Source organism: Rhizobium yanglingense, assembly GCF_977109285.1.
This window is the reverse complement of sequence record NZ_CDSAWY010000005.1, coordinates 1748295-1769856: the sequence shown is the minus strand read 5'-3', so window position 1 is coordinate 1769856 and position 21562 is coordinate 1748295. Positions and strand designations below refer to the sequence as shown.

Below are 21562 nucleotides of genomic sequence, written 5' to 3'. Positions count from 1 at the left end.
TTGCCCCATTACTTCCTCAGTTCTGCACCGCGCGGCACGCCGGATCCCGTGCCGCTGCCTGCTTCGATGTGCAGTCGTTCACCGCAATCTTCTGCTCTGCGCCGATGTGTCCAGCCATCCCGCTTACGTGGTGGGCGTAGTTGTCTCGGGTATGCGGATCAACCGCGGCCATCGGAGCGGCAAGGATCAAGCCTGCGGCGTTGCCGGCCGCTGCCGCCGCCCCCGTCGTTCCGGCGATCAGGTGATCCCCAAGGCCCATCCGGCTGTCGGTCAGCGTCTGGCCCTCGGAGATGCGCGCGCCGATGAGCTGGACCACCTGCGGGGATTCCGCGAACTTGCTGTGGTGGAGACCGTCGCCCGCCTTCACCTTGGTGAGGTCGATGACGGTGACCTCATTGGTTTCCATCTCGTCCTTGTAGGGCGCTTCCTCCGGATCGATCGAGCCCAGCCGGGGGATGTCGCCCCAGACCCTGCGCGAAAAGGCCAGCGCGCGGTCATCGCGGGATACGAACAATGTGAAGCGCGGCTGCCGCTTGCCCATGTCCTCGATCTGCGAGCGAAACACGTCCACGTCGACGTCCGGAGCAGCAAGCATCACATTCTTGAACTTCGGTGGCAGACCACCGTTGCGGATCGCCATTTGGCGTAGCCCTTCGAGGGCCAGCCAGTTTCCCATCGAGTGCGCGAGGATAGAGACCTCCTTCACTTCCGGATCGGCGGCCAGATACTGAAACAGTTTCTCAAGGGCGTTTCGCGTGTAATTGGTGCTTTCGCGGTCGTATCCATAGGCGAGCAGGCTACCTCGCGATGGCCAGGTCACAAGAATGGGAGCGCTGCGGACACCTGAAATCGTGGACAATCTGCGCAAAGCGGTAGACGGAATCCTCGAAGCGATTATTGAACCCATGGATGAAGACGAACGCGCTGCGGTCGGGGCTCTTCTTCACCGCGGCGTTGAGCCAGGTCTTCGCCTCCTCTTGGCTGATCTCTTCGGCCTTGAGAGTCGCGAAATCGGTCGCCGGATTGGGGGGAAGCCTCTTTGGCCAGGCGACATCACCGACCTTGCGAACAGGTGGGATCGACACCGTGATGTCCGCAAAGGCTGGGGCGCGTGCCCGCTCGCCCGTGAACATCTCTCCGGCACGCTCCGAGCGGCCACGCGTGGTGGTGATCAGCATGCTGACCCGGCTCGAGCCGGGCGACGCATCGGCAATGGGCGTCAACACGCCCTTTGGATGCCCGCCACATCCGGCAGGAACGATGAGCGCGACGCAAAGCGACAGCCGCTGAAGGCGACGAAGCGACGATGATGAGGTGACGCGGATGCCACCACTGCGAAGACTGCTCACGCTTCCCCCGAGCCTAAGTCATGTTCAGCGCAGCACGCGTCCCCAAGCTGTCTGCGCACTCGCAAAGACAAATCAGTTCTCTACAGATAGCAAGTATTGGGGTCGAAGCACAGCAATACTTGGTCGTGCGGAGGCGACTGGTTGATCGTGTGTATTGCCATCATTTTGCACCGGTTACTTCCCGCAATTGTCTGACCAGCTCCGCAACCTGTGGATCGTCCGGCCGCAGGCGGGCCAGCGCCTCGGCATATTCCAGTGTCTCCGGAAAGCGTCTGAGCTTCAGTCCGTACCTGACCGCAGATCCGAGCAGCTCGGCGTCGAGCTCTCCACCCGCAACTGCGCGACCGAGCAGGTCGAGTGCCTCCTGCGTCCGGCCGAGCGAGTCGAGTGCGATGGCAAGCGTCGTCTTGTAGCGGGTATTTCCCGGATCCAGTCGTATGGCTTCATCGAGTTCCCGCATCGCCTCTGGCATTGCTTTCTCGCGAACGAGCGACAGCGCATGTCCGTAGCGCAGATCCGCGTGATCGGGCGAGATCGCGATGGCCTCGGCGTAGGCGCGTTCCGATTTGTCGTTTTGGCCCGTAGCGCGGTAGAGTTCGGCAAGGTTGATATGTGGGCCCGCAAGCGCCGGGTCGAGCACGATCGCCTGTCGGAACGCTTTTTCCGCGTCTCCGGCGCGCCGCTGGCCGAACAGGAAGGTTCCGTAGTTGTTCTGTGCCTCGGCGACGTCGGCGTTGGCCTCGACATAGGCACGCAGGTCTTCGACGGCGGCATCGAAGCTCTTTCGTTGATTGCCAAGGAGATCCAACGACGGTGTGCTGCCGAGTGCCGTCGCTGCAGCCACGCGCACCGCGCGGGTTTCATCGCCAAGCAGATTGCCGATAGCCTCCAATCTGAGCTCGGGCGGCAAGCTGCCGGCCGCTTCTGCGGCACCCAGCCTGACCAAAGGATCGAAGTCTCCCGCGGCCGCTTTTACGTCAGCGACGACGTCGGCTCCGCCAATGCGGCTCATCTGCGCGATCGCGCTGCCTCTGACGATGCCCGCCTGTTCTTTGTCCACGACAAGCTTGCGCAGAGCCCCGATCAAATCCGGATCGCCTCTTGCAGCTGCGGCGAAGGCGTGCGCGGTCGTCGGGCGCGCACGCCAGGCGGTCCCGTACCACTTGTCCATGTTCTCCGCCGCCCAGGCAGTGGTTTTGCCCTCATGACACGTCGTACAGGCATTCGGCGTTCCGTAAGCGACGGAGAGATCGGGGCGCGGGATCACGAAGGAGTGGTCGCGCCGCGGATCGACCTTCATATAGGTACGCTCCGGCATGTGACAGTTGGCGCACTGCGCGCCGCTCGAACCGGCCGGGTGGTGAGTGTGGGCCGGGGTATCGAACATGCCGCTCGGGTCATTCTTGGCGAACCGCTCCGACGCGGTTTTCGTGTGGCATTGCGTGCACAAGGCATTGCCATCCGCCTTCAACGTTGCCTCGTGCTGCCTGTGGCAATCAAGGCAGGTGACGCCCGCTTTTGCCATCTTGCTCTGCTGGAAGGAGCCATACTCGAAAACCTCGTCGAGAATCTGCCCGTCCGGAAAGTAGAGGTCCGGGCGGAGCAACGCCGGCGAAAAATGATCAAGAAATGGCTTTCCCGCAGCATAGCCGTCGCTGAGCTTGATCCGTCTCGAGTGGCAACCGAAGCAGGTGTTCGCGTCGACCTGCGGTAACCCCAGACCTAGACCGACGGGTATTGAAGCACCTTTCGACCCCGCCTCGGCCCATTCGACATGCTTGGCACCAGCGCCGTGACAGGACTGGCAGCCGATGCTGGTCGCGACATAGGTTGACTTATAGTCGTTCGTCTCCGGCTGGAAATTGCTCCGAGGATCGGTGGAATGGCAGTCGATGCAGGTGCGGTTCCATCGGTAGAACGAACCTGTCCAATGATATGTCGAGCCCGGTTTTGCCGGCGTGCCTTCGCCAAGCCAGAACCATTCCTGCTTGTCGCTATCCCAGGCAACGTCGAGAGCCTGCAGCCTGCCGCCGCCCAGATCGATCAGATACTGCTGCAAAGGCTCATAGGCGAAGGTGTATTTGACCTCGAATTCCCCCTGCTTGCCGTCCGGCCCTTCGGTCCGAACGAAGAAGCGGCCGTCGCGGCGAAAAAAACTCGTGGCGATGCCGTCGTAATCGAACCGGACATTGTCGAAATTGCCCCGCACCGTCCTGTCATTGGCAAGTGCCATCGCCTTGGCGTGGTGCGACTTGGCAAAGGCGGCGGCCTGATCGCCATGACAGGTTGCACACGTCTTTTCGTCCACGAATCCGTCGTGGATTGAGATCCGCCGATCAACGGCGGCAGGCGGAGCCGTCTCGGCGGCAACAATCGGTGCGGCGAACACAAGCAAGGCGCCAAACAATAAGGCTGCCCGAATAATTGCCGCTGAGTGGACAAACCCCGTCAATCGAACGCTCCCGTATCGCTCTGGAACAAAGGTCCCGCTGCACCCGGCAGCGCGACCAAGCATCGGGCAAAAAGACAACTGGCCAGCCTCCAATCAGCCCGAGCCTTTCGACCATCTGTTGGGAACGGTTGCATTCGTGCCGACTAGACTTAGTAGCACGGTGGGTACGGATAGTAGCCGCATTGTGGCGGGTAGTAATATGGATTGGCTGCCGCGGCCCCGACGGCGGCGCCAGCCACCACTCCCGCGGCAACCGCACCACCGCGATACCAGGCTCCGTTATAGGCGGGGGCGTGCCAATAGTTGCCTCCGACATGGGCAACGTTGACATTGACGTCGTTGACGCGCGCGAAGCTTCCATGGACCCCGCTCGCGCCGAGGTCCCCACCGCGGAATCCGCCGCCGCCGAAACTACCGCCGAAATGATCGATGAAAACCGCAGCGGGACCGGCCGCACCACTCAGGCCTCCTTCCAGAACGGCAACGTCGAAGGTGAGAGTAGTCCCTTCCAGCTTTGGCGATTTCAGAGTGACCACGACGTCACTCACGTCAGATCCGCCACCTCCCAGCACCGACACCGTTGCATTCGGAGGATCGATCGCGAAGTTATCCTTGCCTTCATCCCACTGCATGATGAACTGCTCGGTGGCTACATGTCCGGCGGCACGCACCGGTCGGTCAGCAAATACGATCGAATTTGCCGACACGCCAGTCAGAACCAGCTTTCCGTCATCAATCTTAGCGCCATCCGAGTTGATGACCGCAAGTGACGGCACCGGAGCGCTTGGCGTGACTTGGCCGAAGTTATTTGCCAGCGGCACATGTTGTTTCTTGGTGGAATCCTGGGCGAGTGCACCAGTTGATGCCAGTGCAAAACCTCCAGCAAAGGCTATCAAGCCTGCGAAATGATGGATGTTCATTGTGGATCTCCTCGAGCTTCCGGACAAGCGGCAAGTCCGCCTGTCCATTCTTGTTGCAGATGGATAACTGCGCGAGATGCTGTCCTATTTCTCCCGGAAAACCTGCTTCCAGTCGGCCTTCATGTCGACCACGGTCCAACCAGTGATCGCTGCCGCATCAAGCGCCTTGTCAAGGCGGCCGATTTCGCTGTCACGGTCGTATGCATATTCGCGTTCCGCATCGGTGTGATGAATGAGCATGCCGAAACGCGCGGGCGCACCGCCCATCGTCGTCCATTGCAGCATTTCAAGGTCACCGTCGGAATTACCGAAGGCGGCAATCGGTCGGCGGCCGATATGCTCGTTGATTCCGACCGGCTTGCCCGCCTTGTCGTCGATGAAGTTGACTTGCGGCAGGCGATACAAGGTCGGCGTGTCGTCACGCATCCTGAACTCGGTCTTGATCGACGAGCCGATAACCTGCTCTGGGGGGACGCCGTAGACCTGTTCTGACCATGGCCGCATGAACTCGATACCGCCGCCCGAAACGATGAAGGTCTTGAAGCCGTTGGCGCGCAGATAAGCGAGCAGCTCGATCATCGGCTGGTAGACCAGCTCGGTGTACGGGCGCTTGAATTTCGGGTCGAGCGCAGTGGCAAGCCAATCGGTAACGACCTTCTGGAAGTCGTCGGTAGTCATTCCCGCGTGCGTCGTCATCATGAGGTCTACGAGGCCCTTTTGGCCGGATGCGGCCAGGGTTTTCATGTCGCCCTCGAGCACGGCCTTGAACGGCTGCATGTCCTTCCATTCCGGATGGTCAGGAGCAAGCACCTTGACGCGGTCGAGCGCGAAGGCGAGCTGAGTGTACATCGGATGCTCGGTCCAGAGCGTGCCGTCGTTGTCAAACACGGCAATGCGCTCCTGTTCCGGGACAAACTCGGGCGACCCCTCCTTTGTCACCTTCTCGACGAAGGCGACGATCGCCGCTTTCGGGGCGGTGTCGTTCCAGGAGGAAAGAGGGTCGGTCTGGGCGATAGCGAGGGGAGCGACGAGCAGAGCCGCGGCGGCAGCCAATATGACGCGCCGGGTCAGTTCCGGGGAGATCATACTTCGCAAGCATGTGACACTCCGTATTGTTATCTTCATCACGTTGTCGAACGGCTGCTATATGTCTGCGGATCGACAGGCGAAATATTCATTGGCGGCCGACCGCAAAGAGCGATCAGCCGCGCCGATTGACGCCGTGCTACTGACTTGCGCGTTGTTTAACCGCTGCCTCGATTTGCGCCTTCACAGCGTCGAGGTTGAAGCTTGCGCCCTTCTGCAGCGGTGGATACTCGATTGCCGTTTGGGCGAGGGCAGCTACCTGCTGTTGGACGAACACGAAGCGCCAGAACTCGTAGACGAACCAGCCCATGAAATTTCCCTGCGCGCCATCCAAAGTCCCGTTTTCAGGATCTCCGAAGCGCTCGAACGGGTCCAGGCGCAGGTTTGTCAGGGTGGGCGCGTTGAGCTGGTTCTTGACGCCGATCCAACCGTGGGGCTGGTCAATGAAGCGATACTTGTAGTCGCCTACGCGCACCGCTCCGAGAGTGCTTTCGCCGAAATAGAACACCTCCTGGCGGGCTGAGGGTCCCTTGCCGGTAACCAGGTCCATCTGATTATAACTGTCGAGATGGTTCTTGTAGGTTTTGTCGCCGACGGTTTTGCCTTTCAGCAGTTCCTCCTTGATGGTCGGGTTGCCGGCAGCGGCAACGAAAGTGGGGAACCAGTCGAGACCGGAGATGATGCCATTTTCGATCTTGCCCGCGGGCACTTTGCCGGGCCAGCGTATCATCGCGGGGGCGCGGAAGCCGCCTTCATAGACGGTGCCTTTTTGCCCCTTGAATGGCGTGTTGCCACCGTCCGGCCAGGTGAAGGTCTCCGTCCCATTGTCGGTCGTGAACACGACGATCGTGTTGTCGTCCACGCCCATGTCCTTCAACTTCTGCATGGTCGCGCCGACGATGTCATCGAGTTGGGCCATGCCCGCTTCCTGAAGCGACCATCCGTTCTTCGAATTGCGCAAAGCCTCATATTTGGGTGACAGATAAGTCACGATATGCATACGTGTGGGATTGAGCCACAGGAAGAACGGCTTGTTGTCCGCCTTCGCTTTGTCCAGCCACTTGAAGGCGACATCGCGGATTTCTTCATCCACGGTCTCCATCCGAGGCGGATAAAGAGTGCCGGCGTCTTCGATCCTCTGCTTGCCGACCTTGCCCCAGCGCGGGTCTACCGTTGCATCGTCGGTTTCGGTCGCAAAGCTGTGAACCATGTTGCGGGGGCCGACCTTGTCCAGCAGCTCCTGCGGATAGCCGGGGTGCGACGGGTCCTCCATGGCGTCGAGGTGATAGAGATAGCCGAAGAACTCGTCGAAGCCGTGGACCGTGGGCAAGTACTCGTTGCGGTCGCCGAGATGGTTCTTGCCGAACTGCCCCGTGGCATAGCCCAAGTCCTTGAGCGCCGTCGCGATCGTCATTGCTTCTGCAGGCATGCCGACAGTGGCGCCGGCTTGGCCTACGGTGGTCAGGCCAGTGCGAATTGGAAGTTGGCCCATAACAAAGGCCGCGCGACCAGCCGTGCAGCTCGCCTCGGCGTAGTAGTCTGTGAATAGCATGCCCTCGGCGGCGATCTTGTCGAGGTTCGGCGTGCGCCCCGCCATCATGCCGCGGTGATAGGCGCCGATGTTCCAGATGCCGACGTCGTCTGCCATAATGACGACGATGTTGGGTTTTTCCTGATCTTGCGCGGCTACCGGCGCAATTGCTGCTGTCGCAACAAAAACGGAAGTCAGCAGACCAAACCAGATGTTTTCATCCCACTCATGGTATGGATTCCTCCCTGGCTGCCCGAAACGGGCCGGCAGCCTGCACCCGTTCAGAAACGCCTCATGCCACATCTTCCAGTATCGCAGGTGGATCCATTGCCGGTGATCGTTGACCGAGAGCGTGTCCGAAACTTCCCTTGCTCATGGTGAAGGTTGCCGGCGGCCCGAATTCGGGCCGCCGCGCGCAAATCAATTGCCAGTCGGCATCGGAAGGCTCACGCCCTCCTTTGCCAGCGAGTCCCGTACCCACTGGAACCGTTCGTAATCCGACAGTGTGAGCGGACCGTTGTAGGTTAGACTTTGCGGCTTGCGAGGCGGGTACTGCACGTAGGTGGCCATGATCTTCTTCATTTCCTCGCCCATGACCACGCCCATCCAGGTCCGCTCGGTGAAGTTGTTCATGAAAATGTCGTAACGTTCCTGCGGGTCCTGCCAAAGATCGAACACTTGGGGAACCGTGGCTACATATTTTTCCGCACCCTTCCAGCCGAGGTTGGAGTCGACAGCCAGCCCTCCCGTCGAGGCTCCGTCATCGCCGCGGATGTTGAATGCGAACTTGTAGTTGTTGTAGCGTATCGCGCCCGGCGAGAGCTCATTCTCGGTAAAGTAGAACCATGACTTGCGTTCCGACTTTCCGGTGCCGAGCAGGATCGGCGACATGTCATAGCTGTCGAAAATAATGGGCTTTTCTTCGCGGTCCTTGTCGGGCAGCGGCACCCCGCCGACCGCGGCGAATGTCGCCATCAGGTCGAGACCACCGACAACATCGTGACTCTTGGTTCGAGGTTTGATCTTGCCCGGCCAGACTGCGATCGCAGGAACACGGTTGCCGCCCTCGCGCAGAGTGCCTTTTGTACCGCGGAACGGAGTGTACCCGGCATCCGGATAGACGTCTTGCCACGCCCCATTATCCGTGGTGTAGAAAACCAGCGTGTTCCGGTCCATTCCGGTTTCACGCAGTTTGTCCATGATCCGGCCAATCCGGGTGTCGAGCTCCACAATCGAGTTCTGCGTACTTCGACTTCGACAGCGACTTATGCTCGAACTCCGGGGCCGGCATGTTCGGCTGGTGCACCTTCATGAAGTTCACGTTGATAAAGAATGGTTCATCCGGGGTCTTGGCGGCTTCATCGAGGAATTCGAGTGCCGCCTTCTCGACGTAACTGTCAAAGAACGGAACGCCGACGACGCCTTCCTTGCCGTCGATCACGGGCGTGTCAACGTATTGCCCGTTGACCTTGAAGTCTTCGGTCACCGGTCCGCCGGCCTTGCCGGAGAGCGCGCCTTTGGTGACTTTCTGGAACATCGCTCTGAGTGCCGGATCCATGTCCGGGAACCACGTCGGGTCGGCATAGGTGTAGGCATTGAGGTGATAGAGCCCGGCATACTTCATCTCATCGTAACCCTGAGCGTTCGGCAGCGCATAGTCAGCCTCGCCAAGATGCCATTTGCCTGTGAAGTAGGTGTGATAGCCGCCTCGCTTCAACACCGATGCCAATGTCCATTCGGCTGCAGGCAGTCCGCCGCCCTGGCCCTGGAAGGCGACCGTCGTCATGCCGCTGCGGTTTGGAATACGGCCGGTCTGCATCGCGGCGCGGCCTGGAGTGCAGCTTGGCTGAGCGTAGAAGGAAAAGAAGGTCATGCCTTCGTCCGCCAGCTTGTCGATGTTCGGCGTCGGCATGCCGCGACCCTCGCCACCGCCATAGGGCCCGAGATCGCCGTAGCCTGTGTCGTCGGAAACGATGAACAGAATGTTGGGCTTTGCTGGCGCGTCCTGGGCTTGCAGAGGCGATGCGGTAGACCAAAGAACGGTTGAAGCAGCCACTGCTCCAATTCGGCAGATTATCCTGCGATTTATATTGAGTTCCTCCCGTGTGATTTCCGGCCGAGCGATGATTCATCCAAACGCACCACGGCAACCGAGCGCCGCCGGTCGCGGATTTACTCTGAATTCAATCGAAACAAATGGAGCAATATCAAATTGCGGACGCCCTTCAGTCGGAACGGCATCCAGCCTGAGCATCCGTTGCAGATGGCCAAGGACACTCATGGCTCGCACCTTACCGGATGGCAATCCGCGCCGATATTGTACCTTCGGGCAACCATGGCTTTTTATAAGCTTTATGGAATATATTTAAACGGTTGCAAGGCCGATGCGACTTGGCTTAACTGCTATTCGTCGATTAGCTTTTTCGGGGGAAGGCTATGGGCTTGGGCGCAAGTGGGCGTTTCGATCGGACCGGCTCGGTCGGTGTGCGGCCCTCTGTTCTTTTCTTCTCGTAGTGCTCGCTTGGATACCATCCGCGTCCATGGAGATCGTGGACCGGCTTCCCCGTGTTCTCATTCTCTACCCATACGATGAACGAATAGCGGCAACAACCGCCGCCGGAGAGGCCGTGAGGACGCGGCTGCTGGACGCCACCCAAGGAAAGATCGATCTTTTCTCCGAATTTCTCGACCTTTCGAGATTCCCGGAAAGCGCCCACGTTGATCGTATGGCGCAGTATCTTTCGGCCAAATATGCTGATCGTCGTCCTGATGTGATCGTTGCGCTCGGCGAGCAGTCGGCAAGGTTCATCATTGCGAACCGCAAGCAGCTTGCAGAGAATGCAAAGATAATCCACGCCGGCTTCAGTAGCTCCACCGCCGAAAAAATAGACTTACCCAGCGACGTGATCGGTGCCTTCACCGAGTTTGACATCTTAAAGACAGCGGAGATGGCGCGCGGACTCCAGCCCGAGGCGCGTTATCTCTTCATTATCGGCGGATCCTCAGAATTCGATCGGTGGTGGCTCGCCACGGCGCGGGCCGATCTTGCGGCATTCTCCAAGGACTACGAAACGACCTATCTGGAGGACATGACGATCGACGAGTTCACCAAGCGGGCCGCGCAGTTTCCCCGGAACAGCATCGTCCTCGCGCTGACGATTTTCAAAGATAGCGCCGGCCGCAATTTCATTCCGCGTGAAGCGGTGCTATCAGACAGATATCGCAGACTGCCAGCGCTCCGATCTACGGTCCATATCCCACCTACATCGACTACGGCACTGTCGGTGGCAACGTTGTCACGTTCGAGTCGTTGGGCTCTAACCGGCGGCGGACCTGGCACTCGATGCTCTCGCCCGCAAGCCGATCTCCGACCTCGAGCTCTCCCCAGACCTATATCGCAGACGCGAGGCAACTACAGCACTGGGGGCTGCCGGAGAAGAACCTTCCTCCGGGCACAGTCCAGATGTTCAGGGAACCAACCTTTTGGGAGCAACACTGGTTCGCCGTGGTTGCGGCATTTGCCGTCATCATGGCACAGGGGATCGTCATCAGTGGTCTGCTTATCGAACGCCTCCGTCGCCGGAAGGCGGAGAATCCAATCGCGCCGCCGTCTCCTCGAAAAGTGGTTCACCTCAATCAGTCCGCGACAGCCGGCGCGCTGTCGGCGTCGATCGCGCACGAACTCAACCAGCCGCTGGGTGCTATCCGCAGTAACGCGGAAGCGGCTGCGGTCATTCTTCGATCGGAGAGGCCCGCATCTCAAGCTGATCGAGCAGATCCTGATAGACATTCAAGACGACGATCAACGCGCTGGCGATATCATTTCGCGGATGAGAGGCCTGCTTAAGAAGAGAAGCGAGATCGACTGGCAAGAGTTCGACCTCAATGAAGTGACGACCAGTGCCGTACAAATCCTCCACGGCGAAGCGGAGCGGAAGGGTGTTGTTGTCAGTTCCAACCGCCCCCCACGGGCGCTGCCGGTCCGAGCCGACAAGGTCCATGTCCAGCAGGTTAATCCCAACCTCGCGATCAACGCCATAGACGCGATGCTGGAGATGGTAACGACTGAAAGAAGGCTCGTGCTTGAGACAACGCTCACGAAGGAATCCTCGAGGTCGAGCTGTCGATTTCCGATACGGGCCGCGGTATCCCTGACGAACAGCTCGCCTGCGTTTTCGAGCCGTTCGACACGACAAAGCCCACCGGGACGGGCCTTGGCCTTTCCATCGCGCGCGCAATAGTCGAAACCTATGGCGGCAAGATCTGGGCCGACGACCGCCCCGAGGGCGGAGCTGTTTTTCGTGTTGTCCTGCCTCTTGCCCGAAGCGGATAAATCCATTCGAAGCTACCGTTGTTCACATCGTCGATGACGACCAATCTTTCCGGACAGCAGTCGGGCGGCTGCTGTCGGCGTCAGGTTTCCGTGTGGCTCTCTATGAATCAGGCGATCAGTTTCTCGCGCAATTGCCTGCCATCGGGCCTGGCTGCATCCTCCTTGACCTCCAGCTGCCTGGGTTGAGCGGTCGGGAACTGCAGGACCGCCTTTCGGAGGAAGCACCCCTGCTGCCGATCGTGTATCTCACAGGCCAAGGCGACATAAGGGCCAGTGTCAGTGCAATGAAGGCCGGCGCGGAAGATTTTCTGGAGAAGCCGGCGTCCGGCAATATTTTGTTGGAGGCGATCCAACGAGCGCTCGTCAAATACGAAAAGCGGCGTGTGGAGCACGACCGCATTCGCGCGCTGCAGGCGCTAGTGGCTGGCTTGACACCTCGCGAAGCCGAGGTCTTCGGCCTGATCGTGCGCGGCCATCTCAACAAGCAAATCGCCTATGCCCTTGGCACCTCCGAGAGGACCGTGAAGGCCCATCGCCACAATATCATGGAAAAACTTGGGGTGCGTTCGTTGGCCGAAGCGGTCTCCATCGCCGAGAAAAGCGGCCTCCTCGATCCCGACGCGAGACCGCTGTAGCGTTCATGAGCGCGCAGTTTCCCTTTTGGACAATATCCGACGTCCCGTGGAAGGCCTACAGTCATATGCACGGGCCGAAGATCCTCCACACGAGCGAAAGAGAGGCACGAGTTGGAAAGCCTGCGCCGCACGGTGGCGGTCGTTGAGGACGATGCAAGCATGCGAAGGAGCGTCCTGCGGCTGCTGAATGCCCACGGATTTCTGGCAGAGGCGTATACGTCGGCGGAATCGTTTCTCAGTCGCGATGTGCGAAACAACGCGGAATGCCTTGTTCTGGATGTTGATCTGGGCGGCATGTCCGGGATAGAGCTGCAACGTCGATTGGAAGAATCTGCGCTCCGGCCTTCCAGTGATCTTCATCACGGCTCTCGAAGACGACACTCTGAAAGTTGAGGCGACACGAGCAGGTTGCATCGCCTATCTACGGAAGCCGTTTCCCGGCCGCCTTCCTGATCGACGCCATCAACGACGCGCTCAAATCAAAAGGTCCATCTTCATCGAACTGACATCGCAAGGACGTCGCACTTGATGACTGAAATGCAAAGCCAGGGCACAAAGGTGGCGTCCACGGTCGCTCGCGCGGAAAAAATATCATGGAACTCAAAGGCCGTTTGGCTAAACATTTGAAATAATGTTATAATACGAGATTCCCCGGCCAATCACACGTTTCGGCTAAAGTAAACGCCGTATTCGCTATCTGATATTCCCACGTCGTGAACTGACCTCGCGTCCAAATACCTGCGCTCGAGGGCACGCGACAGATGATTGTGTCAACGACGTAGGGTTGCTTTCGCCTCTTGGATGTGCCGCGTTCGCGGATTCGCCAAGCCGATCGAAGAGCACCACACGGATTACTTCCTCACTTCAGCGCATCTTTCTCGTCTTCGCTAGACGATCAGCAGCACGCAACCGGTGCCAAGCAGCACCAGCGTCCGTACGAGATCCACGTTGAGCCAGGCGCTGCGCAATATCTCGAGCCCGATCCAGCGATAGACCGCCAGGGCAACGAGACTTGTAACCGCCAACATCGCAAGTGTGTGGACGCCGACCGCGGCGATCGCGATGGCAGCCGACCCATCCCCGCCGACTTCGCGCAGTGGTGACTCCGCGAGACAAAGTGGTATCAACGCAGGCAGGATCATCAGTCCGGCCCCATGGGCAGTCGCCATCAGGAATGACCAGAACGCCAGACCGGCAAGCCCCGTGCGCATGCCGATACGAACGCGACGCCCGTGTCCGACGAAATGATGCCAGCAGCAGCCCAGCCTACGAGGCCTGCGGCTCGACAGCCTGCCGCGCGCAACGCCATCCTGGGCCTGACGAAGAGTGCCGGCCGCCGACCAGGGCTCCTGGAGCCAGGCGCAGCGCTATCGATACGGCGTGTCCGATGGCGATGGCGCGCACGGCCTGAACCACGCCGGCAGAACGCTGCCGGCGAACGCCGCCGCCAGGACGCCCAGGGCAACAAGCTGATCGCATTGCGGTTTCGCCGCCACCAGCTTCAAGCTCCTGCAGGCGCAAGATCCGATCACCTCCACCGGAACCGCCGCCGCCGCCGCCGTTCCGTTGCTGGAGGAAACCGAGCAGCACCGCCGTTTCGCCGGCGGCCAGCCTGCTGGAAGAATTTTTTTTTTTTTTTTTTTTTTTTTTTTTTTTTTTTTTTTTTTTTTTTTTTTTTTTTTTTTTTTTTTTTTTTTTTTTTTTTTTTTTTTTTTTTTTTTTTTTTTTTTTTTTTTTTTTTTTTTTCCATTCAGTTTCCACCACCACCACCACCACCACCACCACCACCACCACCACCACCACCACCATTCCATTCCATTCCATTCCATTCCATTCCATTCCATTCCATTCCATTCCATTCCATTCCATTCCATTCCATTCCATTCCATTCCATTCCATTCCATTCCATTCCATTCCATTCCATTCCATTCCATTCCATTCCATTCCATTCCATTCCATTCCATTCCATTCCATTCCATTCCATTCCATTCCATTCCATTCCATTCCATTCCATTCCATTCCATTCCATTCCATTCCATTCCATTCCATTAAATTCCATTCCATTCCATTCCAATCATTCCATTCCATTCCATTCCATTCCATTCCATTCCATTCCATTCATTTTATTTTATTTATTATTATTATATATATATATATATATATATATATATTATTAATTCCATTCCATTCCATTCCATTCCATTCCATTCCATTCCATTCCATTCCATTCCATTCCATTCCATTCCATTCCATTCCATTCCATTCCATTCCATTCCATTCCATTCCATTCCATTCCATTCCATTCCATTCCATTCCATTCCATTCCATTCCATTCCATTCCATTCCATTCCATTCCATTCCATTCCATTCCATTCCATTCCATTCCATTCCATTCCATTCCATTCCATTCCATTCCATTCCATTCCATTCCATTCCATTCCATTCCATTCCATTCCATTCCATTCCATTCCATTCCATTCCATTCCATTCCATTCCATTCCATTCCATTCCATTCCATTCCATTCCATTCCATTCCATTCCATTCCATTCCATTCCATTCCATTCCATTCCATTCCATTCCATTCCATTCCATTCCATTCCATTCCATTCCATTCCATTCCATTCCATTCCATTCCATTCCATTCCATTCCATTCCATTCCATTCCATTCCATTCCATTCCATTCCATTCCATTCCATTCCATTCCATTCCATTCCATTCCATTCCATTCCATTCCATTCCATTCCATTCCATTCCATTCCATTCCATTCCATTCCATTCCATTCCATTCCATTCCATTCCATTCCATTCCATTCCATTCCATTCCATTCCATTCCATTCCATTCCATTCCATTTTTTTTTTTGATTCCATTCCATTCCATTCCATTCCATTGAAACCACCACCACCACCACCACCACCATCAAATGGAATTCCATTCCATTCCATTCCATTCCATTCAATTCCATTCCATTCCATTCCATTCCATTCCATTCAATCCATTCCATTCCATTCCATTCATTCCATTCCATTCCATTCCATTCCATTCCATTCCATTCCATTCCATTCCATTCCATTCCATTCAATTCCACCACCACCACCACCATCATTCGTCTCCATCAATTGGCATTCGTGCCGAGCAGGATTTCCGGGATCAGGCCGTTTTCGAACGTATCCGGCGTGCCCCACTCGCTGGTGATGAGTGTGTCGTGGCCCAGGTGCCACCAGACGTCATAGGAAAGCTGTTGCGGTCCGCGATCCATTTCCCACTGGCCGCGCACCTCGAATGTCTCGTGATCCATGAGGAACACGCCGCCCGGTCCCTTACCCTCGGCATTGCCAAGTGCTGCGACATAGATCCCTTCTGGTCCGCAGTGAACCGTATGCGGCCTGGAGTAACCGGCCCGCTCGGCGACTTCGCCGGGTTCGATGACCTTGACGATCGATGGCCTGCGGCCATCGGGCTTGGTGTCGATGATATGGATACGCGAGGATTTCAATCCCGGCACCACCAGATAGCGGCGCTCTGCATGCGGATGCGGCGCATTCGGGCAAAGGCAGGATGAACAGGCGTTCCAGCCGAAATGATGCAGCTCGTCACCGACATTAGGCATCGCAAGCGATGTGACGATCTGACTAAAGGAGGCTGATTGCGGATCGACATCGACGACCGCGAGTTCGTCGGGAACCGCTCGCGTCGGATCGAAGGCGACGACATAGGCAAGTGTCTCCGGCGCAGCCTTCATAGCCATTCGCGGTGACGGATAAAAACTTGGATCGGGTTTCCACGTTACCATGTGAAGTGCTCCTGGCTCGCGTTTGCTGAACAATGAACGATGTTCGCTAGATGCTTGCCGACAGCAGACTCATCGCTGCGGACGGGGCAGGATCCAAGGATGTTTCGACGGGATACGAGATTCGAAACCGCCCTCTGCGGCTGAGCGAGCTTTAGAGGTAATCCTCCCCACGTAATTGTCTCAGATAATGGCGGATTTTGGCAGTCCCTTTTTCGCCGCCCCCCTCCTCGCGGCTTCCATCGCTTCATGCAAGCGCCGACCATACGAATAGACGTCGCGAAATTCGGCAGTTCCGCTCGGCAAGCCCCGCTGCCGGCCCTTCGCGACGGAGCCGCTCATGTGCTCCGCCACGAACGTGCCCTGCTCAGCGCCATCGACACTAAAGGCCATATCACTCCCAAGCGCCGCATGGGATATTTCGAGGCATGGCGACTAGGCGCAGCTGGAACAGCAGATTGCTGATCGCGGCGGGGTCGCAAGTGCCACATCATGACAGAGGCGTCCCGCTGCGCAGTTTGCGGGTACCGCGCTCGTGGCACAAGATTGGGATATCAAGGCGGAAGGCTGTTTCCATGCACCGAATCCTTGCCGTTGCAGTTTTCGCGCTTGCAGCCGTGGTCAGTTACTCCGCGCACGCTGAGGTACTGATCGGCGTTTCAGCCGCGATGACCGGACGGCTCGCGTGGATCGGCGAACAGGGGCAGCGTGGCGCAGAGATGGCCGTGGCCGATATCAATGCGGCGGGCGGCGTTCTAGGCCAGCGGGTGCGGCTCATCGCGGTCGACGACTTCTGCGATCCAGAGCAAGCGGTGGCCGTCGCCGAAAAGCTCGTGGCTGACGGTGTGGTTCTCGTCGTCGGGCACTACTGCTCTGGAGCCTCGATCCCGGCATCAAAGGTGTATGAGGCGGCGGGAGTTCTGCAGATTTCACCGGGGTCGACCAATCCGCTGCTGACCGAGCTAGGCCGATGCCAACGTGTTCCGCGTCATTGGTCGCGACGATGCGCAGGGCGGCGTGGCCGGCAACTACCTGGCCGATCATTGGGGCAACAAGAAAATTGCGATCCTTCACGACGGCACCACCTATGGCAAGGGCCTAGCCGACGAGACCAGAAAGCAGTTGAACAAGCGGGGCGTGACCGAGGCGATCTACCAGGCGTACGCGTCCTGCGAAGAACGACTACTCGGCTGAAATCGCTGCACTAAAGGCTCGCGGGAGTCGCCGTGGTATATGTCGGTGGTTATCATGCTGAAGTTGCGCTGATGGTTCGCGGCTGCACACGACCAAGGCTACGCGGTTCAGTTCATCTCAGGCGATGCTCTGGCGACCGAGGAATTTGCGCTTAATCGCCGGTCCAGCCGCTGAGGGAACCCTCTTCACGTTCTCCGCGGACGCCACGCCGAACCCCCGAAGCGGCCCCGGTGGTGGAGCGGTTCCGTGCAGAAAACTTCGAACCCGCAGGCTATACGCTGCTGAGCTACGGCGCCGTTCAGGCCTGGGCGCAGGCGCTCAAGGAAGCCGGTTCGCTGGAGGTGCGCGAAGGTGATTGCTTCATTGCGCGGCCACTCGATTTGATACTGTACTTGGGCCGTATCGACTTTGACGACAAGGGTGACCTCACGGTTCAGAGCTGGGTATGGTATATCTGGAAGGGTGGCGAATACGTGCCATTGGAATAACGCGACGCTGATCACTGCCGATCGCGTGCTGAGTAAAAGAGCTGTGCGGGCCATGTTGACCACATCAGCCGGATCGATGGGTCGCCGCGATGTTTGAACGTCTCGGCATACGTGGCCGCTTGCTCTTCGCTTTCTTTGGTATCAGCACCTTCGCGGTGCTCGCAACCGCTGCAGCCGTGTATGCCTTCCTGCAAGTGGGCGAGGTCGTCGAGAGGATCACGGAGCGCCGGGTCCCCTCGGCGCTTGCATCGCTCGAGCTCTCCCGCCAAGCTGAGCGGGTCGCCGCCACTACGCCGGCCGTACTTGCGACGACTAGCACGGTTCAGCACAACGAGGTCTCGGCTGCGATCGGAGTGGAGATGTCGCGCCTCGAAGAGTTGCTCGCCGCGCTCAAAGGCACCGCGGCAAGCACGGCGGCGGTGGCTGAGATCGAAGCCGCAGTGATTGGCCTGACGGCGCAATCTCAACGCTCTCAACGATCTTGTCGCCGCTCGCCTCGCGTGTGGTTGCACGCAAAGAGGAACTGCTGGGCCGTTTGTCGGCTACGACAATCGCAAGCGAGCGTCTTGTGGCACCCGGCATCCTCGTGATGAACTCCAAGGTCCCCCAGTGGCGTGCTAACCGTGGCGGATGCCGCCGTACCACCCGAAGCACGCGCGGCGGCTACGACAGAGCTTGCGCAGGCAATTTCCGCCTACATCCCGCAACAAAAGGCCCAACGGGAGATTTCGGCGATCAACGAAGCGCTGCTCAAAACGGCGGTTGCGCCGACGCCCGGCGACCTAGGCGCTGATGTCGTTTCCGCTTGCGCCGCTCGGTCGAAGCGCTTGCGGCGGTGACATCGGAGATCGATGAGAAGCTGCGGGCGCGGTTCCGCCGGCGCGTTGACGAGTTCGAGGGGCTGATCGACGGGCCGGAAGAGCATTGCACAAGGCGCGTGAGGATGAGCTCGCATTGCTCGCAAACGGCGGGAAGCTTCTGGTCGAGAACGACTCAGCTCTCGCGGAATCTGACCGTTGCCGTGGATCAGCTTGGTGGCTGCGGCTAACCGTGACATCATCCGAGGCTGGTCGCGAAGCTGCGACCGTCCAGCGCTACGGTACCGGCGTTGTTCTTGGCTCAGCAGTGTCTGAGCCTCCTGAGTTCAGTTCTGATCGTCTGGTTGTATGTCGACCGCAATCTTCTTGCCCGACTTGTCGGGGCTGAGCCAAAGCATGCTTGCCATCGCTGGCGGCAATCTTCGGGCACCACTGCCTGCCACGGGCCGCGACGAGATCGGCCGCATGGCCAAGGCGCTTCTGTTGTTCCGTGACACTGCGGTCGAGGTCGAGGAAAAAAACCTGCGTGAGGTCGCCGAAGCGCGCCAGCGACTCGTCGATGCAATCGAGAGCATCTCCGAGGGCTTCGCCCTTTACGATGCTGAGGACCGGCTTGTTCTGTGCAACAGCCGCTATAGGGAAATCCTCTATCCCGGCATAGCCGATGCCGTCGTGCCGGGTGCGCAATTTGAGACGATTGTCCGTAAGGCGGTGAAACAGGGCCTCGTCGAGGATGCGAAAGGCACGGGAGGAGGAATGGCTCGCCGCGCGCCTTGAGGCACACCGCAACCCTAAGCAGACGCTGGTTCAACATCGCAGCCATGACCAGCTGGGTTCAGGTAAATGAGCGGCGCATTACCGGCGGCGGCACGGTCGCGGTCTACACCGATATCAGCAAGCTCAAGAGGCATGAAACGGAGCTCGAAATCGCCCGCGACGCGGCCATGGCGGCGACACAGGCCAAAAGCAAGTTCCTTGCCAGCATGAGCCACGAGTTGCGCACGCCACTGAACGCCATCCTGGGCATTACCGAGATGCTGCAGGAAGATGCGAGCGAAGCCGGCCAGGGCGAACTCGATCGAACCGCTTCAGTCGGGTCTCGGGCGCCGGCAAGCATCTGCTCAAGCTTATTAATGAGGTCCTCGATCTGTCAAAGATCGAGGCCGGCCGCCTGGAATTGCATATCGAGGAGTTCGATATCGCAGGAATGGTGAAAGATGCCGCCACAACCGCGCAGCCCCTTGCGCAGCAAAAACCGCAACCGGATCATCATCCACTGCCCGGATGACATTGGCAGCATGCGCGCCGATCAGCTTCGGGTGCGACAGATCCTCCTCAACCTGTTGAGTAACGCCTGCAAGTTCACGGAGAACGGTCAAGTGACGATTGGGGCGGCCTGCGCGAATGCATGATGGGGGCGAGTGGCGTCATATGTTCACCGTCGCCGATACTGGCATCGGTATGACGCCGCAGCAGATGAAGAACCTGTTCCAGGAGTTTAGTCAGGCCGACAGTTCCACCACCCGCAAGTACGGCGGCACCGGGCTAGGGCTTGCCATCAGCCAACGCCTGTGCCGCGCGATGGACGGCCAGATCACTGTGGACAGCACCCCCGGCGCCGGTACCAAGTTCACGGTGTGGCTGCCGTCGGCAATCGATGTCGGCCCTCACGCGCTGGAAGAGCAGCCGGCCCCTGGCACCGGGGTCGCCGCTGATGATCGCGTACGCCGCAGTCTCGAACGTCGTCCTCGTCGTTGATGACGATGAGGCCGCGCGGGACCAGATGCGCCGGTTTCTCGCCCGCGAGGGTTGCGATGTCGATAACGGCCAAGGACGGCGCCGAAGGCCTTAATCTGGCCCGGCAGGTGAAGCCAGCGCTCATCACCCTTGACGTGCTCATGCCGGGTTGCGACGGCTGGAGCGTCCTGCAGGAACTTAAGGCGGATCCGGAGCTGGCGAGTATCCCCGTGGTGATGCTCACCATGGCCGATAAGAGGAATCGGGGCTATGCGCTCGGTGCCGCCGATTACATGATGAAGCCGATCGACCGCGACGCGCTCCGGAAACTGATCGCCAAATTCTGGTCGGGCGCGCCTAGGCCCGGCGCTTCGTGTTCTGATCGTCGAAGATGATGAGAACACGCGCCAGCAATGGCGTCGCATATTGAGTACCGAGGGTTGTGATCGTGGACGAGGCCGAGAATGGCCGGGTCGCGCTGGAACGGCTCATCCGCGCGCTCTCCGGACCTGATCATTCTCGACCTCATCATGCCGGAAATGGACGGCTTCGAGTTCCTTATCGAACTGCGACAAGCAGCCTGCCTTCAAGGCCGATGCCGGTCGTGGTTGTGACGGCGGCGACCCTTGGCAAGGAAGACCACCGGCGTCTGAACGGTGGCGTCGAGCGCGTGCTCGCCAAGACCGCCTTCAGCCGCGACGACCTTCATGGAGGAATTGCGCAAGATGGTTGCTCGATACAGCCTTGTCAAGCATAAGCTCACCTGAACAAGGATCGCCGTGATGGTTAGGATCCTCTATGTCGAGGACAATGAGGACAACATCTACATGCTGTCCGCGCGGCTAAGACGCAAAGGCTACGAGGTCAGTCGTCGCCACCGATGGCGATCAGGGCGTGGCGCGGGCACGATCGGACGCCCCGGCGCTCATCCTGATGGACTTAAGCCTTCCCGTCCTCGACGGCTGGGAGGCGACGAAGACGTCTCAAGGCATTGGCTGAGACGCGACGGTATTCCCGTGATCGCACTCTCGTCGCACGCGATGGCTGGCGACCGCGAAGCAGCACTGGCAGCCGGGTGCGATGACTTCGATACCAAGCCCGTCGACTTCGCGCGCCTGCTTGGAAAGATCAAGGCCCTGCTCCCAAAGGAGTCGATGCCATGACCGAGGTTGGGCCCGCTCCTGCTCGTCGTCGATGATAACGAGGACAATCGTTTCACGTCTGACCG

General features: G+C 58.6%; 14 protein-coding genes and 8 pseudogenes. 10 read left to right on the top strand and 12 right to left on the bottom strand.

Annotated features, from left to right (window positions below):
- Nucleotides 1-16: 16 nt before the first annotated feature.
- From ACW4PC_RS18505 to ACW4PC_RS18480, 6 genes and pseudogenes are all read right to left on the bottom strand, one after another.
- Nucleotides 17-1325: pseudogene (locus ACW4PC_RS18505) on the bottom strand (alpha/beta hydrolase).
- 184 nt (nucleotides 1326-1509) lie between these two features.
- Nucleotides 1510-3738 carry a tetratricopeptide repeat protein gene (locus ACW4PC_RS18500; protein WP_455874721.1) on the bottom strand — a complete coding sequence of 743 codons (2229 nt, stop codon included), beginning with the start codon at nucleotides 3736-3738 and terminating at the stop codon, nucleotides 1510-1512.
- A 212-nt stretch (nucleotides 3739-3950) separates the two neighbouring features.
- Nucleotides 3951-4721, bottom strand: a complete 771-nt coding sequence (locus ACW4PC_RS18495; protein ID WP_455874720.1) for a hypothetical protein — start codon at nucleotides 4719-4721, stop codon at nucleotides 3951-3953.
- An 84-nt stretch (nucleotides 4722-4805) separates the two neighbouring features.
- Nucleotides 4806-5807 (bottom strand): HAD family hydrolase, encoded by a 1002-nt coding sequence (locus ACW4PC_RS18490; protein ID WP_455875057.1) that lies wholly within the window; start codon nucleotides 5805-5807, stop codon nucleotides 4806-4808.
- A 139-nt stretch (nucleotides 5808-5946) separates the two neighbouring features.
- Nucleotides 5947-7641, bottom strand: a complete 1695-nt coding sequence (locus ACW4PC_RS18485) for an arylsulfatase (RefSeq protein WP_455874719.1) — start codon at nucleotides 7639-7641, stop codon at nucleotides 5947-5949.
- Between the two features lie 117 nt (nucleotides 7642-7758).
- Nucleotides 7759-9427: pseudogene (locus ACW4PC_RS18480) on the bottom strand (arylsulfatase).
- 451 nt (nucleotides 9428-9878) lie between these two features.
- Between ACW4PC_RS18480 and ACW4PC_RS18475 the strand changes: the two are divergent.
- The 3 genes and pseudogenes from ACW4PC_RS18475 to ACW4PC_RS18465 all read left to right on the top strand — a co-directional run bounded on the left by ACW4PC_RS18475 (nucleotide 9879) and on the right by ACW4PC_RS18465 (nucleotide 12812).
- Nucleotides 9879-11671: pseudogene (locus ACW4PC_RS18475) on the top strand (ATP-binding protein).
- Nucleotides 11668-12306 carry a response regulator transcription factor gene (locus ACW4PC_RS18470; RefSeq protein ID WP_455875056.1) on the top strand — a complete coding sequence of 213 codons (639 nt, stop codon included), beginning with the start codon at nucleotides 11668-11670 and terminating at the stop codon, nucleotides 12304-12306. Before ACW4PC_RS18475 ends, ACW4PC_RS18470 begins: the two are co-directional and overlap by 4 nt.
- Nucleotides 12307-12417: 111 nt before the next feature.
- Nucleotides 12418-12812 (top strand): annotated as a pseudogene (locus ACW4PC_RS18465) (response regulator transcription factor).
- A 381-nt stretch (nucleotides 12813-13193) separates the two neighbouring features.
- Here the strand turns inward: ACW4PC_RS18465 and ACW4PC_RS18460 are convergent.
- From ACW4PC_RS18460 to ACW4PC_RS18440, 5 genes and pseudogenes are all read right to left on the bottom strand, one after another.
- Complete coding sequence (locus ACW4PC_RS18460; RefSeq protein ID WP_455874718.1) at nucleotides 13194-13517, bottom strand: hypothetical protein; 324 nt, start codon at nucleotides 13515-13517, stop codon at nucleotides 13194-13196.
- 55 nt (nucleotides 13518-13572) lie between these two features.
- Complete coding sequence (locus ACW4PC_RS18455; protein ID WP_455874717.1) at nucleotides 13573-14115, bottom strand: hypothetical protein; 543 nt, start codon at nucleotides 14113-14115, stop codon at nucleotides 13573-13575.
- Nucleotides 14057-14365, bottom strand: coding sequence for a hypothetical protein (locus ACW4PC_RS18450; protein ID WP_455874716.1), 309 nt, complete (start codon nucleotides 14363-14365; stop codon nucleotides 14057-14059). The genes ACW4PC_RS18455 and ACW4PC_RS18450 overlap by 59 nt, the downstream gene beginning before the upstream one ends.
- Nucleotides 14366-14447: 82 nt before the next feature.
- A complete protein-coding gene (locus ACW4PC_RS18445) occupies nucleotides 14448-15413 on the bottom strand; it encodes a hypothetical protein (protein ID WP_455874715.1) in 966 nt (321 codons plus the stop codon).
- 21 nt (nucleotides 15414-15434) lie between these two features.
- Nucleotides 15435-16100 (bottom strand): annotated as a pseudogene (locus ACW4PC_RS18440) (selenium-binding protein SBP56-related protein); the annotation flags it as partial.
- Nucleotides 16101-16672: 572 nt separating this feature from the next.
- On the opposite strand from ACW4PC_RS18440, the pseudogene ACW4PC_RS18435 reads away from it, so the two are divergent.
- The 6 genes and pseudogenes from ACW4PC_RS18435 to ACW4PC_RS18410 all read left to right on the top strand — a co-directional run bounded on the left by ACW4PC_RS18435 (nucleotide 16673) and on the right by ACW4PC_RS18410 (nucleotide 20729).
- A pseudogene (locus ACW4PC_RS18435) lies at nucleotides 16673-17779 on the top strand (branched-chain amino acid ABC transporter substrate-binding protein).
- Nucleotides 17780-17868: 89 nt separating this feature from the next.
- A pseudogene (locus ACW4PC_RS18430) lies at nucleotides 17869-19577 on the top strand (PAS-domain containing protein); the annotation flags it as partial.
- Nucleotides 19578-19580: 3 nt separating this feature from the next.
- A complete protein-coding gene (locus ACW4PC_RS18425) occupies nucleotides 19581-19811 on the top strand; it encodes a histidine kinase dimerization/phospho-acceptor domain-containing protein (protein ID WP_455875055.1) in 231 nt (76 codons plus the stop codon).
- A 3-nt stretch (nucleotides 19812-19814) separates the two neighbouring features.
- Nucleotides 19815-20009 carry a sensor histidine kinase gene (locus ACW4PC_RS18420; RefSeq protein ID WP_455874714.1) on the top strand — a complete coding sequence of 65 codons (195 nt, stop codon included), beginning with the start codon at nucleotides 19815-19817 and terminating at the stop codon, nucleotides 20007-20009.
- A gap of 19 nt (nucleotides 20010-20028) precedes the next feature.
- Nucleotides 20029-20355 (top strand): ATP-binding protein, encoded by a 327-nt coding sequence (locus ACW4PC_RS18415; RefSeq protein ID WP_455874713.1) that lies wholly within the window; start codon nucleotides 20029-20031, stop codon nucleotides 20353-20355.
- 56 nt (nucleotides 20356-20411) lie between these two features.
- Nucleotides 20412-20729 carry a response regulator gene (locus ACW4PC_RS18410; protein ID WP_455874712.1) on the top strand — a complete coding sequence of 106 codons (318 nt, stop codon included), beginning with the start codon at nucleotides 20412-20414 and terminating at the stop codon, nucleotides 20727-20729.
- Nucleotides 20730-20920: 191 nt separating this feature from the next.
- Here the strand turns inward: ACW4PC_RS18410 and ACW4PC_RS18405 are convergent, their stop codons facing one another.
- Entirely contained in the window at nucleotides 20921-21058 is a 138-nt protein-coding gene (locus ACW4PC_RS18405; RefSeq protein ID WP_455874711.1) for a hypothetical protein, read from the bottom strand.
- A 58-nt stretch (nucleotides 21059-21116) separates the two neighbouring features.
- Between ACW4PC_RS18405 and ACW4PC_RS18400 the strand changes: the two are divergent.
- Nucleotides 21117-21497, top strand: a pseudogene (locus ACW4PC_RS18400) (response regulator).
- Nucleotides 21498-21562 lie beyond the last annotated feature (65 nt).

Coding starts and splice junctions, on each gene's coding strand:
- ACW4PC_RS18495 (WP_455874720.1), bottom strand. CDS start 4,721: ATGAACATCCATCATTTCGCAGGCTTGATAGCCTTTGCTGGAGGTTTT.
- ACW4PC_RS18490 (WP_455875057.1), bottom strand. CDS start 5,807: ATGATCTCCCCGGAACTGACCCGGCGCGTCATATTGGCTGCCGCCGCG.
- ACW4PC_RS18485 (WP_455874719.1), bottom strand. CDS start 7,641: ATGTGGCATGAGGCGTTTCTGAACGGGTGCAGGCTGCCGGCCCGTTTC.
- ACW4PC_RS18460 (WP_455874718.1), bottom strand. CDS start 13,517: ATGCGCACGGGGCTTGCCGGTCTGGCGTTCTGGTCATTCCTGATGGCG.
- ACW4PC_RS18455 (WP_455874717.1), bottom strand. CDS start 14,115: ATGGTGGTGGTGGTGGTGGTGGTGGTGGTGGTGGTGGTGGTGGTGGTG.
- ACW4PC_RS18450 (WP_455874716.1), bottom strand. CDS start 14,365: ATGGAATTTAATGGAATGGAATGGAATGGAATGGAATGGAATGGAATG.
- ACW4PC_RS18445 (WP_455874715.1), bottom strand. CDS start 15,413: ATGATGGTGGTGGTGGTGGTGGAATTGAATGGAATGGAATGGAATGGA.
- ACW4PC_RS18425 (WP_455875055.1), top strand. CDS start 19,581: ATGAGCCACGAGTTGCGCACGCCACTGAACGCCATCCTGGGCATTACC.
- ACW4PC_RS18420 (WP_455874714.1), top strand. CDS start 19,815: ATGCCGCCACAACCGCGCAGCCCCTTGCGCAGCAAAAACCGCAACCGG.
- ACW4PC_RS18415 (WP_455874713.1), top strand. CDS start 20,029: ATGTTCACCGTCGCCGATACTGGCATCGGTATGACGCCGCAGCAGATG.
- ACW4PC_RS18410 (WP_455874712.1), top strand. CDS start 20,412: ATGTCGATAACGGCCAAGGACGGCGCCGAAGGCCTTAATCTGGCCCGG.